General features: G+C 71.3%; 15 protein-coding genes. 5 read left to right on the top strand and 10 right to left on the bottom strand.

The annotated features are described in order from the left end of the window. Positions 1-88: 88 nt before the first annotated feature. The 7 genes from ABT034_RS21995 to ABT034_RS21965 form a co-directional block, all read right to left on the bottom strand. A complete protein-coding gene (locus ABT034_RS21995; RefSeq protein WP_351217677.1) occupies positions 89-1,000 on the bottom strand; it encodes an MBL fold metallo-hydrolase in 912 nt (303 codons plus the stop codon). A gap of 79 nt (positions 1,001-1,079) precedes the next feature. After that, positions 1,080-1,376, bottom strand: a complete 297-nt coding sequence (locus ABT034_RS21990) for a hypothetical protein (protein WP_351217676.1) — start codon at positions 1,374-1,376, stop codon at positions 1,080-1,082. A gap of 106 nt (positions 1,377-1,482) precedes the next feature. Beyond that, complete coding sequence (locus ABT034_RS21985; protein WP_351217674.1) at positions 1,483-1,848, bottom strand: DUF202 domain-containing protein; 366 nt, start codon at positions 1,846-1,848, stop codon at positions 1,483-1,485. Then, a complete protein-coding gene (locus tag ABT034_RS21980) occupies positions 1,845-2,240 on the bottom strand; it encodes a YidH family protein (RefSeq protein WP_351217672.1) in 396 nt (131 codons plus the stop codon). Before ABT034_RS21980 ends, ABT034_RS21985 begins: the two co-directional genes overlap by 4 nt. 9 nt (positions 2,241-2,249) lie before the next feature. Next, positions 2,250-2,786 (bottom strand): NUDIX domain-containing protein, encoded by a 537-nt coding sequence (locus ABT034_RS21975; protein ID WP_351217670.1) that lies wholly within the window; start codon positions 2,784-2,786, stop codon positions 2,250-2,252. A gap of 37 nt (positions 2,787-2,823) precedes the next feature. Next, a complete protein-coding gene (locus tag ABT034_RS21970; protein WP_351217668.1) occupies positions 2,824-3,588 on the bottom strand; it encodes a glucose 1-dehydrogenase in 765 nt (254 codons plus the stop codon). Beyond that, positions 3,585-4,241: a TetR/AcrR family transcriptional regulator gene (locus tag ABT034_RS21965; RefSeq protein ID WP_351217666.1), complete on the bottom strand. Its 657-nt coding sequence runs from the start codon at positions 4,239-4,241 to the stop codon at positions 3,585-3,587. The genes ABT034_RS21970 and ABT034_RS21965 overlap by 4 nt, the downstream gene beginning before the upstream one ends. A gap of 94 nt (positions 4,242-4,335) precedes the next feature. Between ABT034_RS21965 and ABT034_RS21960 the strand changes: the two genes are divergently transcribed. The 3 genes from ABT034_RS21960 to ABT034_RS21950 are packed head-to-tail and all read left to right on the top strand — an operon-like array spanning position 4,336 to position 9,790. Next, the gene (locus tag ABT034_RS21960) at positions 4,336-5,991 is read left to right on the top strand and encodes an FAD-binding dehydrogenase (RefSeq protein WP_351217664.1); all 1,656 of its coding nucleotides are present in this window, start codon (positions 4,336-4,338) and stop codon (positions 5,989-5,991) included. Positions 5,992-6,023: 32 nt separating this feature from the next. Then, positions 6,024-6,443, top strand: coding sequence for a hypothetical protein (locus ABT034_RS21955; protein ID WP_351217662.1), 420 nt, complete (start codon positions 6,024-6,026; stop codon positions 6,441-6,443). Then, positions 6,440-9,790 carry a HEAT repeat domain-containing protein gene (locus ABT034_RS21950; protein WP_351217660.1) on the top strand — a complete coding sequence of 1,117 codons (3,351 nt, stop codon included), beginning with the start codon at positions 6,440-6,442 and terminating at the stop codon, positions 9,788-9,790. The genes ABT034_RS21955 and ABT034_RS21950 overlap by 4 nt, the downstream gene beginning before the upstream one ends. Here the strand turns inward: ABT034_RS21950 and ABT034_RS21945 are convergent. From ABT034_RS21945 to ABT034_RS21935, 3 genes are read right to left on the bottom strand one after another with little or no spacing between them, the layout of a single operon-like run. Continuing rightward, a complete protein-coding gene (locus tag ABT034_RS21945) occupies positions 9,778-10,209 on the bottom strand; it encodes an ASCH domain-containing protein (protein WP_351217658.1) in 432 nt (143 codons plus the stop codon). The two genes, ABT034_RS21950 and ABT034_RS21945, sit on opposite strands and share 13 nt — an antisense overlap. Before the next feature lie 54 nt (positions 10,210-10,263). Further along, the gene (locus ABT034_RS21940) at positions 10,264-11,661 is read right to left on the bottom strand and encodes a GntT/GntP/DsdX family permease (protein WP_351217656.1); all 1,398 of its coding nucleotides are present in this window, start codon (positions 11,659-11,661) and stop codon (positions 10,264-10,266) included. A 46-nt stretch (positions 11,662-11,707) separates the two neighbouring features. Then, positions 11,708-12,238 (bottom strand): gluconokinase, encoded by a 531-nt coding sequence (locus ABT034_RS21935; RefSeq protein ID WP_351217654.1) that lies wholly within the window; start codon positions 12,236-12,238, stop codon positions 11,708-11,710. A gap of 147 nt (positions 12,239-12,385) precedes the next feature. Here ABT034_RS21935 and ABT034_RS21930 point away from each other — a divergent pair, with 147 nt between their 5' ends. Further along, positions 12,386-13,087, top strand: coding sequence for a FadR/GntR family transcriptional regulator (locus ABT034_RS21930; RefSeq protein WP_351217652.1), 702 nt, complete (start codon positions 12,386-12,388; stop codon positions 13,085-13,087). Positions 13,088-13,282: 195 nt separating this feature from the next. Beyond that, positions 13,283-14,740: an amino acid permease gene (locus ABT034_RS21925; protein ID WP_351217650.1), complete on the top strand. Its 1,458-nt coding sequence runs from the start codon at positions 13,283-13,285 to the stop codon at positions 14,738-14,740. The last annotated feature ends 16 nt before the right edge of the window (positions 14,741-14,756 follow it).

Genomic DNA, 14,756 nt, shown 5'->3' with positions numbered 1-14,756 from the left:
GGTGGGCACAACGGAACGGCGCCCTGGCGGGCGCCTCCGCCCCTTGCGCCTGAACCCCACACCCCGCACCCCGCCGCTGGCCCAACGGCTACGCGTGGCAGGCCACCTGCTCCCCGCCGTTCATCGCCGCCATGTCCCCGAAGACCCCCACCGGATCGAGCGGCGAGCCCTCCGGAAGGCCGTCGAGCTCCGCGTACGCCCGGTGCAGGTTCGCCACCAGCCGCTCGCTCTCCCGCCACGCGGCGAACTCGCCGAGCTCCGCCCGCCGCGCAGTCTCCAGCGGCGTCGCCCCCTCCGCGTACCCCTCGGCGGCCAGCTCCCGCACCCAGAGCAGATACCGCTCCGTGGCTGCGTACACCGAGGGGTCGGTCACCGGCCCGTGCCCCGGGACCACCGTCGGCGCGTCGAGCGACCGCAGCAGGTCCAGCGCGCGCAGCGACCCGGCGAGCGAACCCATCGGCACGAACGGCGTCCCGCCGTGGAAGACCAGGTCACCGGTGAAGACCACGCCCTCTGCGGGGAGGTGCACGATCGAGTCGCCGGTGGTGTGCGCGACGCCCGGGTGGATCAGCCGCACCTCGATGTCCCCGACGTACAGCGTCAGCCGTTCGCGGTAGGTGACGGACGGCGGCAGGATGTCGACCTTCCCGAAGTCGGTCCCCGGCCACAGGAGATGGAGCTGGTGGCCGGCCGCGAGCTGCTCGCTCCGGCAGTTCTCGTGCCCCACGACCCGCGCCTCCGGCAGGAACACGCCGTTGCCGTAGGTGTGGTCGCCGTGGTGGTGGGTGGAGACGACGGTCCCCGGCAGCGGAAGTCCCTCGGCGAGCACCGCCTCGCGCAGCAGCCGCGCCCGCCGCTCGGTGGCGGCGGTGTCGACGAGGAGTGACTCGCGCGCGTCGCCGAGGAAGCCGGCGTTGTTCAGGCACCACCCGCCGTCGGGCTGGACGAAGGCATGGACCTTCGGAGCGAGCGCGACGACGTAGGGATCGGTGGCAGACACAGGAGTTCCCCCGGTTGAGAGCCCGACTGGACAGGCGCAGCCTGCCAGTCGGCCCGAGCCCGGGGGAAGGCGGCACGGCTCAGTGGTCGTCCCAGTGGCCGTCGTGGGCCGCGTGCCGGTGCCCGTCGTGCACGTAGTCGACGTGGTTCCCGTGCGTCACCGCCTGGTGTCCGCACTCCGGCCCGTGCTCGTGCGCGTGCCCGTCGTGGGCGACGTGGCCGGACTTCTCGCACTCGTCCCAGTGCCCGGAGTGCTCGCGGTGCAGATGCCCGTCGTGCGCGTAGTCGACGTGGTCCTCGTGGGTCACCGCCTGGTGGCCGCAGTCCGCGCCGTGGGTGTGGGTGTGCGTGGGGTGTTCGGTGTGGAGAACGGTCATGACATGGCCTCTGTGAGGGGTCGGCTGACACCTCCAGGCTAGCCGCGAATGCGCTACTAGTCCCTGTTTGCCCGACTCGTGCCTCTCCCCGCGGCGCACGGCCGGGTCACCAGATCATCGCCGCCCCGAAGACGGCGAGCGCGATCGTGCACGCCGTCGCGAACAGCGCGCCCCGGTGCGAGAGGGCCCGCGGCCTGGCCGCGCTCAGGGACCGGATCCGGCGATGGGCGACGGCCAGGAAACCGATCCACACCAGCGCCGAAAGGGCGAGGCCGGTCAGCCCCACCGCCGTGACGTCGCCGTGGACGGCCAGTTTGACGGCGAGGACCGCCACCACCGTGCACGACAGGGTCGTACGCCGCCACGCGAGCCGCGTCCGCTCCGGCTGAAGCCCGGGATCGCGAACCTCGGCCGCCCCCGCCCCGGGGTCACGTGCCTCAGCCCCGCCCCCCGGATCGGCCCCCTCCGTCACCGCCCCGTCCAGCCGAAGACCACGACCACCACCATCGTGAGCGCCACCACCGCCACGGCGAGGCTCAGCAGCGCGGGGAACCGGGACCCGGGCAGGTCCTCGCCGCGCCGCATCGCCCGCTCGCAGCGCACCCAGTGGTTCACCGCCCGCAGCGCGCACAGGACCCCGGCCGCGAGCAGCGCGAGCGCCAGTCCGACCCGTACGCCCCAGCGCAGGTCCGGCAGGAACTGGTCCACGGCGAATCCGCCGCCGACCAGGGCGAGCGCGGTCCGGATCCAGGCGAGGAAGGTCCGCTCGTTGGCGAGGGAGAAGCGGTAGTCGGGGGTCTCTCCCTCGTCCCGGATCCGCTGCGGGGCGAACCACAGCCGCAGGCTCTGCACGAAGTCGCTCACACGTGCACCCTAGCGGCCGGCCCCGCGCCCGCCACCCGCCTCCAGGGCCCGCAGCCGCTCGTACGCGTCGAGCCCGTCCGGCACCCACTCCCAGGTGCCGAGCCGCTCGGCCAGCTCCCCGTCGGTGAGGAAGCCGTGCCAGGCGACCTCCTCCACCTGAGGGTGGACGGGCAGCTCGCAGCGGACCTCGTACACCGCCGACCACCACTTCCCGGCCACGCCCTCGGAGTCGTACAGGAAGCGCATGACCGGTTCGGGACGGGGCAGCCCGGAGACGCCGAGCTCCTCCTCCGCCTCCCGCAGCGCGGCCTCGTCGTAGGACTCGCCCGCGCCGACGACCCCGCCGACGAACATGTCGTACAGGGAGGGGAAGACCAGCTTCGTCGGGGTCCTGCGATGGACGAAGACCCGGCCCTCGGCGTCCCGGACCCGGACGAAGACGCAGCGGTGGATCAGACCCCGCGCGTACACCTCACCCCGCGGGGCCTGTCCGATCACCCGGTCGTGCTCGTCGACGACATCGAGAATCTCTTCAGCGGCGCTCATGCCCCCATCCAAGCAAAAGCCCCCGCGGACCCACCGCTCACTGCCCCATGACGTACTTGACCGTCGGGCCGGTGGTCCAGCCGCCGTCGACGGCGAGCTCCGCGCCGGTCACGTACGAGGAGGCGTCCGAGAGCAGGAAGACGACCGCGCCCGCGATCTCGCCGGCCTCACCGACCCGGCCCATCGGAGTGTTCGGGTACTTGCCCTCGCCGCGCTCGATGCCGACGGAGGCCGTCATCGGGGTGTACGTCATGCCCGGGTGGACGGAGTTGACGCGGATGCCCGCCGTGCCGAGCTCCACCGCGCCGATCTTCGTCAGACCCCGCACGCCCCACTTGGAGGCGCCGTACCCAGCGGTCAGGGCGAGGCCCATCAGGCCGGCGGCCGAGGAGATGTTGACGATCGAGCCGCCGCCGGCCTCCTTCATCGCCGGTATCGCGGTCTTCATGCCGATGAAGACGCCCGTCAGGTTGATGTCGAGGACCTTGCGGAAGTGCTCGACGGACTCGGTCTCCAGGAAGGCGCCGGTGGAGATGCCCGCGTTGTTGACCAGGCCGTGCAGCCCGCCGAACTCCGCGACCGCGTACGCGACGGCCGCCGCCCACTCCTCCTCGGAGGTCACGTCGTGGTGGAGGAAGCGGGCCCGCTCGCCGAGCGCGTCGGCGGTCGCCCTGCCCTCCTCGTCCAGGACGTCGGTGATCACGACGTTCGCTCCGGCCGCCAGGGCCTGCCGGGCGGCCTCGGCCCCCAGGCCGCGGGCGCCGCCGGTGACGAGCACGGTCCTGCCGGTGAGGTCGTTCATGAAGCATCCTTTCGAGGAAGGGGGTGCGCCTGCTCCGGCTGCGGGGCTCGCAGCAGGGCGGTGGTGGTCTCGACCAGATCGGCGAGGAAGAGCGCCTCGCCGGTGAGGGGTTCCGTGCCGTCGAGGTACTGCCGGGCCCGGTCCGCCATCGCCGCGCCCACCACGGTCAGCGCCAGGTCGAGGCGCTCCAGGAGCAGCGGCTCAGGCAGCCCGTCGGCGGCGAGGCGGTCCCCGATCCGCTCGATCAGACGCCAGTAGCCGGTGCCGGCGAGCGTGGGATGGGGGGTGCGGGCGCGTACACCGCTCTCATGGCTGAGCTGCGCGGAGATCCGCAGACAGCGCCGCCCCGACGCGGTGCGCAGCTCGCTCGCCTCCGCCGTGACGAGGGCCGTGACCAGGGCGCGCAGCTCGTCGGGGGCCGCCGCGAGCAGCGGGGCGAGCACGCTCTCCGTACGTGCCTGGCGGCCGGTCATCACCGCGTCGAGCAGCCCGGCCCGGGAGCCGAAGTGGTACTGCACGGCGGACGGGTTGGCCTGCCCGGCGCGGCCCACGACGTCCCGCAACTGCGCCCCGAGCACGCCCTGGGCGGCGAAGAGCTCCTCCGCCGCGCGGATCAGTTTCTCCCGGGTCTCGGGCCCCGATGTTCTCGCCATGCGTTCATATTAATGCCGGACATTAGAAAACGGGAGGGGTCGCCGATCGGTGAAACGGTTGACTCGATACATCCGTGTATCCAAGATGCGGTCCATGTCCTACGACGCTGATGTGATCGTGATCGGGGCCGGCCTCGCCGGGCTCGTCGCCACCGCCGAGCTGGTCGCCGCCGGCCGCACCGTGATCCTGCTCGACCAGGAACCCGAACAGTCCCTCGGCGGCCAGGCCCACTGGTCCTTCGGCGGGCTCTTCCTCGTCGACTCGCCCGAGCAGCGCAGGATGCGCGTCAAGGACAGCCACGCCCTCGCCCTCCAGGACTGGTACGGCACGGCCGGCTTCGACCGGACCGAGGACCACTGGCCGAGGAAGTGGGCCGAGGCGTACGTCGACTTCGCCGCCGGAGAGAAGCGCTCCTGGCTCCACGCGCGCGGGGTGCGGTTCTTCCCCGTCGTCGGCTGGGCCGAGCGCGGCGGCTACGACGCCAACGGCCACGGCAACTCCGTACCCCGCTTCCACATCACCTGGGGTACGGGCCCCGGCCTCGTCGCCCCCTTCGAGCGCACGGTCCGCGAGGGCGTCGCCCGGGGCCTCGTCCAGCTCCGCTTCCGCCACCGGGTGACCGCCCTCGGCCGCACCGCCGGAGCCGTCGACACCGTCACCGGCGAAATCCTGGAACCCTCCACCGCCGCCCGGGGCACCGCGAGCACCCGCACCACCACCGGCACCTTCGAACTGCGCGCCCAGGCCGTGATCGTCACCTCCGGCGGCATCGGTGGCAACCACGACCTGGTCCGCGCGCAGTGGCCCGAGCGCCTCGGCACGCCGCCCGCCCGGATGCTCTCCGGAGTGCCCGCCCACGTCGACGGCCTGATGCTGGGCATCGCCGAGAAGGCGGGCGCCCACCACATCAACCGCGACCGCATGTGGCACTACACCGAGGGCATCGAGAACTGGAACCCCATCTGGGCCCGGCACGGCATCCGCATCCTGCCCGGACCGTCCAGCCTCTGGCTGGACGCGACCGGCAAGCGGCTGCCCGTCCCGCTGTTCCCCGGCTTCGACACCCTCGGCACCCTCGCACACATCACGCGGACCGGCCACGACCACACCTGGTTCGTCCTCGACAAGAGGATCATCGGCAAGGAGTTCGCCCTCTCCGGCTCCGAACAGAACCCCGACCTCACCGGCAAGTCCGTCCGTGACGTCCTCGGCCGCGCCCGCGCCGACGTGCCGGGCCCGGTCCAGGCGTTCATGGACAAGGGCGTCGACTTCGTCGTCGAGAACGACCTCCCGGCCCTCGTCCGGGGCATGAACGCGCTCACCGACGAGCCCCTCATCGACGAGGCGGCCCTCCGCCGCGAGATCACCGCCCGCGACCGCGAGATCGCCAACGCCTTCACCAAGGACCTCCAGGTCACGGCGATCCGGGGCGCCCGCAAGTACCTGGGCGACAAGCTCATCCGCACGGCCGCCCCCCACCGCATCCTCGACCCGAAGGCCGGCCCGCTCATCGCCGTACGCCTCAACATCCTCACCCGCAAGTCCCTCGGCGGCCTGGAGACCGACCTCGACTCCCGCGTCCTGACGGAGGGCGGCGAACCCCTGGAGGGCGTGTACGCGGCGGGCGAGGCGGCCGGCTTCGGCGGCGGCGGAGTCCACGGCTACCGCTCCCTGGAAGGCACCTTCCTGGGCGGCTGCATCTTCTCGGGCCGGGCGGCGGGCAGGGCGGCGGCGAGGGCGGTCGGCTGACGCGGGGCGCTCCACCAGGGCAAGATGACGGTGTGACAAAACGTGTACTGCTGATACTCGTCGGCGGCGTCGTGGCCCTCGGCGGGCTGGCTGTCTTCCTCGTCCTCCAGGGCCTGGACGCGGCGGACAAGTGGAGCAGCGTCCTCAGCCTGTTCTTCACGGTGGCGGGCTGCGCGATGACCCTCGTGGGCCTGCTCAACCGCCCCTCCGCGCAGTCGGCGGACCAGGCCGTGACCGGGGGATCGCTGCACCAGATCAGGAACGTCGCGGGGGACGTGGTCGTCACGGCGGGCGGCGGCGGTACGGGCACCCCGCCCACGGCCGCCCCCGTCGAGGGGCAGGGCGGCGGAACGCAGTCCGCCCAGGGAACGCGTACGGCGGGGGACCTGCACCAGATCGACGGGGTGGGCGGCTCGGTACGCATCGAACCTCCGGCCTCCCCGGCCCCGTGAGAGGCTTCTTCAAGCGCCGGAAGGCGTCCCAGACAGCGTCCCGAGCCACCGTCCAGGGGCCCCTGACCCAGATCAGCGGCGTCCAGGGCAACGTCCACGTCACCCTCGGACCCGTCCCGCCGCAGCCCGAGGCACCGGAGATCGAGACGGCCCGCGAGGCCTACGCCACCCGCGTACGCCAGCGCTACGGCCGCCTCGACCTGGAGGTTTTCACCCCCCTCCGGGAGCAGGACGAGCGCCCGGTCCTGCGGCTGCGGGACGTCTTCGTCCCCCAGTCCGTGCGGGCCGACCCGCCGCCCGTCGAACTTCCCCAGGAGCTTCTGCGCCGTCTCATGGACCCCGCGGAGGCCCAGCTCCACGACCTGCCGCCCGGCATCGACCGGGAGACGGTCGACCGGGTCCGCCGCGCGTACCAGGAGCGGCCACCGCTGCCCGTACTCGACGTCCTGACCACGCCCGAGCACGACCGTGTCGTCCTGCTCGGCCACCCGGGCTCCGGCAAGTCCACCCTGGCCCGCTACCTGGCACTCGTCCTCACCTCCCCCGAACCCGCGCCGGGCCTCGACGCACTGCACGGCAGCCTCCCGCTCATCGTCGAACTCCGGGAGTACGCGCAACCCGCCTGGCGCGAGCGGACCTTCGAGGACTTCCTCGCCCATCAGTACGCGACGGAGGGACTCGGGCTGCCGCCGGAGACGCTGACCGCGCTCCTCGCGGGGGAGGGCCCGTACTCCGCCCTCGTGATCTTCGACGGCCTCGACGAGCTCTTCGAGAAGGACGTCAGGCACGCGGTCACCCGCCGGATCGCGGGCTTCGCCGCCCGCCACCACCGGGCCCGGATCGTCGTCACCTCACGCGGCTACGGCTACCAGCGGGCCGTCCTGGACGGCGCGGGGTTCACCAACTTCATGCTCCAGGAACTCGACCGGGAGCAGATCGGCGCGTTCGCGGGGCAGTGGTTCGCGCTCGCGTGCCCGGACGACCCGGACCAGGCCCGGAAACTGGTCGAACGCGTCACGACGGCCGTCGACGCGTCCACCTCCGTCCGGGAACTCGCGGGCAACCCCCTGATCCTCACGATTCTGGCGATCATCGGCCGCCGCCGTGAACTCCCGCGCGACCGGCGCACGGTGTACGAGCACGCCGTCGACGTCCTCGTGGAGCACTGGGATCCGAGCAAGTACCTCAAGGACCGTCAGGTCGAGGAACACCTCCCGTACCTGGCCGCCGAGGACAAACGCGAACTGCTCCGCCTCATCGCCCGCCAGATGCAGGAGGGCCACGGCGGCGTCGCCGGCAACCACATCGCGGGCCCCGACCTCCTCAGGAGCTTCGAGGAGTACCTGAAGGACCGTTACGCGCTCCCGCCGGACCGCGCGGCGACGGCGGCCCGCGTGATGCTGGACCAGTTCCGGCACCGCAACTTCGTCCTGAGCCGCTACGGCGGCGAGATCTACGGCTTCGTCCACCGCACGTTCCTGGAGTACCTGGCGGCGACGGACCTGGCCCACCGCTTCAACCACGAACGCAGCCTGTCGGAGGGGGACCTCCAGGAACTGTTCGCGAGCAAGGTCCACGATCCGACGTGGCACGAGATCCTGCTGTTGCTGGTGGGGCTGTTGGACGAACGGTTCGTGGCGGGGGTGATCGACCGGCTGCTGGCGCCGAAGCTCATCGAGACACCGGTGGGAGACCGTACGGACGGGGCCTTCGCCGGAGTGGCCTTCGTCGCCCGCTGCCTGGCGGAGACCCGCCGGATCGGGGCACTGGCCCCGCAGAGCAGGGCACTGGTGCGGCGGACGATCCGGCTGTTCGCGTTCACCCGAGAGCTGGGCATCGCCACCTTCCATCCCTCCGAGCACGTGAAGTCCCTGGGGCCGACGCTGACGTCTCTCGGCGCCGACTGGGCGGGCCGGGACGACTATCTGCGGTGGTGCGAGTCGTGGACCCGAGGGGACCAGGAGGATTGGCTGGTGCTGGACGGCTCCATCAGCCGGCTCGCCATGCGGATCCACCTGTTCCTGCACGGTGGTGGGGAGCCGCCCAGCGCCGAACTCCTCGCCGACACAGCCCTGACCGGATCCGGCAGGGCGGCGCGGCTCAGTGCGGCGGGCCTGCTCATGGACAGGGCGGGCCGCGACACGGCGTCGGGGGAGTGGCTGGCGCACTGCCTTCGGCAGGAACCGAGCGCCGCGATGAGGGCGGCGCTCATGAGACGCCTGAAGTACAGCGAGGACGCCGCCCCCGACTGGGTGGCCCGGCTCGCAGTGGAGCGGCTCGGTGACGCGGACACGGATGTGCGCGAAGTGGCGCTCGAATGTCTGGAGCGTCACCGGATCGCCACGCCGGAAGCCCGGGTCGCGCTCGACGGGTTGCGCGACGATCCCAACCTGCGTGAGCCGGTCGTACGGGCGCTCGCCCTGCACGCCGAGGACGGAACAGAAGCGGTCGAGCTGCTGCGGTCCGCGCTGGAGGACGTCGATCCCGTGCTCCGCGGTACGGCACTGACCGCCGTGGTGACGAGGACCGGCGACGAGCCGGCGGTCCGTGCGCTCGTCCAAGACCTGCTGAGGAAAGACGGCAGCCCCGAGGTGGTGTCCGCCGCGATCGACGCCGTACGGGAGATCGGGTCGGACGAGCCGGGCACGCACGCGCACCTCTGTGAGCTGACCCGGCACGAGAACCTCACCGTGCGCTGGGCCGCCCTCCGCTGCCTGGCCGAGGCGGGGATCCCGGACGGGCCGTTGGCAGACCTGTTCACTGATCGGCTGACGTACGACGAGTTCGGCTGGATCCGTCAGTACGGCTTGGATCTCCTGGTGGCACACGGCGAGAACGAGGTGGCGGTCCGGGACTTCCTCTTCGACCGGGGTCGGAACGACGCGAGTCCGGAGGTCCGCGCCCAGGCTCTGTTGTGGCTCGAGTCCCTGGATCACGAGGGGGCGCACGGCCTGGCCGTCGACCTCGCGCGGAACCACCCCGACGCGGACGTGCGCGTCGCGGTGGTCGGACACTTGATGACCGAGGACGACGACGGCGTGGAGGCGGTGCGCCTGGCCCACGACCTCGCCGTGCATGACGAGGCCGGCGAGGTACGGGCCACCGTCCTGGGGTACCTCCTGGAGTGCGCCGGCGGCCCTGAGCTGGCGGCCCTGGCACAGGACCGTTTCGCCCACGACCCCGACCCCTCGGTCCGGCTCACCGCCTTCCGGGTCCTCGCGGACCTCCGCCGCGACGACCCCGAGCTCCTCCCGCTACTCCGCCGGGCAGCCGCGACCGACGACCACCGGGAGATCCGAGAACTCGCGCAGCGCCTCCTCACGGTCCTCGCCACTCAGTGCCCCTGAATCGACTCCACCACCCTGAACCGCTCCACCACCACCATCGTCGAGTCGTCCACCACGAACCCCGGGTCCCCCAGCGCCTCCCGCATCTCCGCGCTGTGCCAGAAGCGCTCGTGCGCCTCCCGCCACTCCGGCACCGACAGGAAGCCCTCGCCCTCGTCGAGGGCGAGCCGCAGGTCCGCCTCGCCCAGGGGCAGGACCTGGACCTCCGTCAGCTCGACGACCGCGACCTCGCGGCCGTCGGAGTCGATGAGCGCCGAGCGTTCGCCGGGCTCCGGCAGTTCCTCGTTCTCGATCTCGTACTCCACGAGGAGACCCGTCGTGGCGACCTTCTCGCCGGAGAGGACGGCGGCCACGAGCCGGTCCCGCAGCGGGCCCGGGAAGGCGAGGAGGAAGGGCTTGAGCGCGTGAGGGCCGGTCATGGCCGACAGTCTGTCAGCCACGACCGGCCCGTACGGGTGTACGCACCGTTCAGGTCACAACACCAGCGACAGCAGCAGCACGAACACGATGCCGACGACCGAGATGATCGTCTCCATCACCGACCAGGTCTTGATCGTCTGGCCGACGCTCATGCCGAAGTACTCCTTCACCAGCCAGAACCCGGCGTCGTTCACGTGGCTGAAGAAGAGCGAACCCGCGCCGATCGCGAGCACGAGCAGCGCCGTCTCGCTCGTCGACATGCCCGCCGCCAGCGGAGCGACAAGCCCGGCCGCCGAGATCGTCGCCACCGTCGCCGAGCCCGTCGCGAGGCGGATAGCGACGGCGATCAGCCAGGCGAGGAGGAGCGCGGGGATGGACCAGTCCTTGGAGAAGTCCAGGATCATCTGGCCGACGCCGATGTCGATGAGGGTCTGCTTGAAGCCGCCGCCCGCGCCGACGATGAGCAGCACGCCGGCGATCGGGGCGAGGGACTTCTCGACGGTCGAGGAGAGCCGTTCCTTGGTGAAGCCGGCCGCCCGGCCCAGCGTGAACAGGGCCACTATGACGGCGGCGAGCAGCGCGATCAGGGGCGAGCCGATGACGTCGGTGACCTTCTGGACACCGTTCTCCGGGTCGTCCACGACGATGTCGACGAGCGCCTTGACCAGCATCAGGACGACGGGCAGCAGCACGGTCGCGACGGTCACGCCGAAACCGGGGCGCTTCTCCAAGTCTTCCGAGGGGCGGGCCGGGATCATGTGTTCGGGGGCCGGGATGTCCACCCAGCGGGCCGCGTACCGGGAGAACAGCGGACCGGCGATGATCACGGTCGGGACGGCGACGACGAGACCGAGCGCGAGGGTGACGCCCAGGTTGGCGCCGACGGCGTCGATCGCGACGAGCGGGCCGGGGTGCGGCGGGATCAGGCCGTGCATGACCGACAGACCGGCGAGGGCCGGGATGCCGATCCGCATCAGGGAGTAGTTGCCCCGCTTGGCGACCATGAGGACCACCGGGATCAGCAGCACGATGCCGACCTCGAAGAACAGCGGCAGGCCGATCACCGAGGCGATCAGGACCATCGCCCACGGCATGGCCTTGCCGCTTGCCCTCGCCAGGATCGTGTCGACGATCTGGTCGGCGCCGCCCGAGTCGGCGAGGAGCTTGCCGAGGATCGCGCCGAGGGCGATCAGTACGCCGACCCCGGCGACGGTGCTGCCGAGCCCGGCGGTGAACGACTTGATGGCGTCGGCGAGCGGCGCCCCGGCGAACGCGCCGAGCGCGAGCGAGCCGATGGTCAGCGCCAGGAACGCGTGCAGCTTGAACTTGGTGATGAGCAGGACGATGACGGCGATGCCGGCGAGCACGGCGATCCCGAGCTGGGCGTTGCCTGCCGAGGTGATCGGTTCGGCGGCGTCCGCTGCCAGGATCTCGACGCTGAGACTGGTCACGGTGGAGTCCTTCGTACGAGCGGGGGAAGGGGACGGGGTACGGGAGTCAGCGGACGGCGAGGCCGCGCAGCGCGACGACGGCCCGGGCGGCGATGTCCTCGGGGGTGCCGGTGACGTCGACGGCGACACCGGCCTCGTCGTCCTGCAACGGCTGCAGGGTGGCGAACTGGGAGTCGAGGAGCGCCGTCGGCATGAAGTGCCCCTTGCGGGAGCCCATGCGCTGCTCGATGAGCTGCCGGTCGCCGGTCAGATGGAGGAAGACGACACCGGGCGCCGCCGCACGCAGCCGGTCCCGGTAGGCCCGCTTGAGGGCGGAGCTGCTCACCACGCCGCCGAGTCCGGCCCTGCCGTGGGCCCAGGCGCCGATCGCGTCGAGCCAGGGGCCCCGGTCCTCGTCGTCCAGGGGGACGCCGGCCGACATCTTGGCCACGTTGGCCGGCGGGTGGAAGTCGTCGCCTTCCGCGTACGGGAGGCCGAGGGCTTCGGCGACCAGCGGGCCGATCGTGGTCTTGCCGGTCCCGGCGACGCCCATCACGACGACGACCGTCCTCGTGCCGGGCTGGGGGGTGGTGCTCATGGGTGGTGCCTCGCTGTCTTCTTCGACATCGATCCGTCGCGCCCATGAAACCCATTGGGTACGACGTATTCAAGAGGCTGTGACATAAAAGTAGTACTTTTAATTCCCGATGTGATCACCCGGCCGGGCCCGCATAGGCTTGCCACCATGACGACACCGGTCCAGGGGCTCCACTCGCACGTCCTCGCCACCCTGGGTCTCGCGATCACCGCCGGGGAGTACCCGCCCGGCACCGTGCTGCGCACCGATGAGGTCGCCCAGCGCTTCGACGTCTCCCGGACCGTGGTCCGCGAGGTCGTCCGCGTCCTGGAGTCCATGCACCTCGTCGAGTCCCGCCGCCGCGTCGGTGTGACCGTTCTGCCCACCGCCCGCTGGAACGTCTACGACCCCCAGGTCATCCGCTGGCGCCTGGCCGGCGCCGACCGTCCCCGCCAGCTCCGCTCGCTCACCGTCCTGCGCTCGGCCGTCGAACCCGTCGCCGCCGGCCTCGCCGCCGAGAACGCCACCCCGGAGCAGTGCCGCGAGCTCACCGAACACGCCCTGGGCATGGTCGCCACCTCGCGCGGCCGGCGTCTTGAGGAGTACCTCGTCCACGACGTCGCCTTCCACCGGGTCGTGCTCGACGCCTCGGGCAACGAGATGTTCGCCCGCCTCGGCGACGTCGTCGCCGAGGTCCTCACCGGCCGCACCCACCACCACGTGATGTTCGAGGACCCCGACCCGGCGGCCGTCACCCTCCACGTCCAGGTCGCCGAGGCCGTACGGGAGCGGGACGCGGCCCGTGCCGAGGAGCTCACCCGCCAGATCGCGGTCGGCGCCCTCCATGAACTGGACGTCCTGGCTCCGTAGAACGTCGCAAGGCGCCGGTCAGGCACCCGTAAGGCGCGCGTAAAGCTCTGAACTAGCTCAAATATGGGCGTTCAGTGACATGCACCACAGTCAGTTGGCACCCCTTGCCGTGAGGATGTCCGCTGGCCGTGCCGGGAGACCCCCACGAGGCACGGCCGGGTACCGCACAGCCCCCTCACGAAGGCGAACAACTCCATGAGTGACCGCGTCATCGCGGCCGACCCGCTGTCCGCCGCCAAGGCGAACCCGGCCGCCCCCCACGTCGACGCCGGCGACGCCGGATACCGCAAGGACCTCAAGTCCCGGCACATCAACATGATCGCCATCGGCGGCGCCATCGGCACCGGCCTCTTCCTGGGCGCCGGTGGCCGGATGGCCCAGGCCGGCCCCTCCCTCTTCATCGCCTACGCGGTCTGCGGCGTCTTCGCCTTCTTCGTGGTGCGGGCCCTCGGCGAGCTGGTCCTCTACCGCCCCTCCTCCGGCGCCTTCGTCTCCTACGCCCGTGAGTTCATGGGCGAGAAGGGCGCCTACACGGCCGGCTGGCTGTACTTCCTCAACTGGTCGACCACCGCCGTCGCCGACATCACCGCGGCCGCCACCTACGCCCACTTCTGGGCGATGTTCAGCGACGTCCCGCAGTGGATCCTCGCCCTGATCGCCCTCGCGGTCGTCCTCGCCGCCAACCTCATCTCCGTGAAGTACTTCGGCGAGATGGAGTTCTGGTTCGCGATCATCAAGGTCGGCGCCCTCGTCGCCTTCATGCTGATCGGCATCTTCCTCATCGTGACCTCGCACGACGTCGGCGGCCACACCCCGGGCCTCGCCAACATCAGCGACAACGGCGGCATCTTCCCCAACGGCATGATGCCGATGCTGCTGCTCATCCAGGGCGTCGTCTTCGCCTACGCCTCCGTCGAGCTGTGCGGCGTCGCCGCCGGCGAGACCGAGAACCCCGAGAAGATCATGCCGAAGGCGATCAACTCGATCATGTGGCGCGTGGGCCTCTTCTACGTCGGCTCCGTCGTCCTGCTCGCGCTGATCCTCCCGTACACCGCGTACTCCGGAGACCAGAGCCCCTTCGTCACCGTTTTCGACAAGCTGGGCATCCCCGGCGCCGCCGGCGTGATGAACCTGGTCGTCCTCACCGCCGCGCTCTCCAGCCTCAACTCGGGCCTCTACTCCACCGGCCGCATCCTGCGCTCCATGTCGCTCTCCGGCTCCGCGCCGAAGTTCACCGGCGTCATGAACAAGGGCGGCGTCCCCTACGGCGGCATCCTGCTCACCGCCGCCTTCGGCGTCATGGGCGTCGCGCTCAACTACGTGATGCCCGGCGAGGCCTTCGAGCTGGTCCTCAACTTCGCCTCCATCGGCATCATCGGCACCTGGGCCATGATCATGGTCTGCTCGCTGCTGTTCTGGCGCAACGCCGAGCAGGGCAAGCTCACCCGCCCCGGCTACAACCTGCCCTGGGCCCCGTACACCCAGATCGTGACCCTCGTCTTCCTCGGCTCCGTCCTCGTCCTCATGTGGATGGACGGCGGCATCAGCCGCACCACCGTCAACTGCCTGCCGCTCATCGCGGCGGCCCTCGTCGGCGGCTGGTTCCTCGTCCGCAACCGGGTCCGTACGACCGCCGCGGCGAACCGCGACTGACGACCTCCCCCCACGG

Origin of the sequence: Streptomyces sp. NPDC002773, from assembly GCF_040295605.1 — a bacterium.
Classification (GTDB): Bacteria; Actinomycetota; Actinomycetes; order Streptomycetales; family Streptomycetaceae; genus Streptomyces.
The sequence above is the reverse complement of the archived record's forward strand: the minus strand, read 5'-3'. Positions and strand labels throughout refer to the sequence as shown.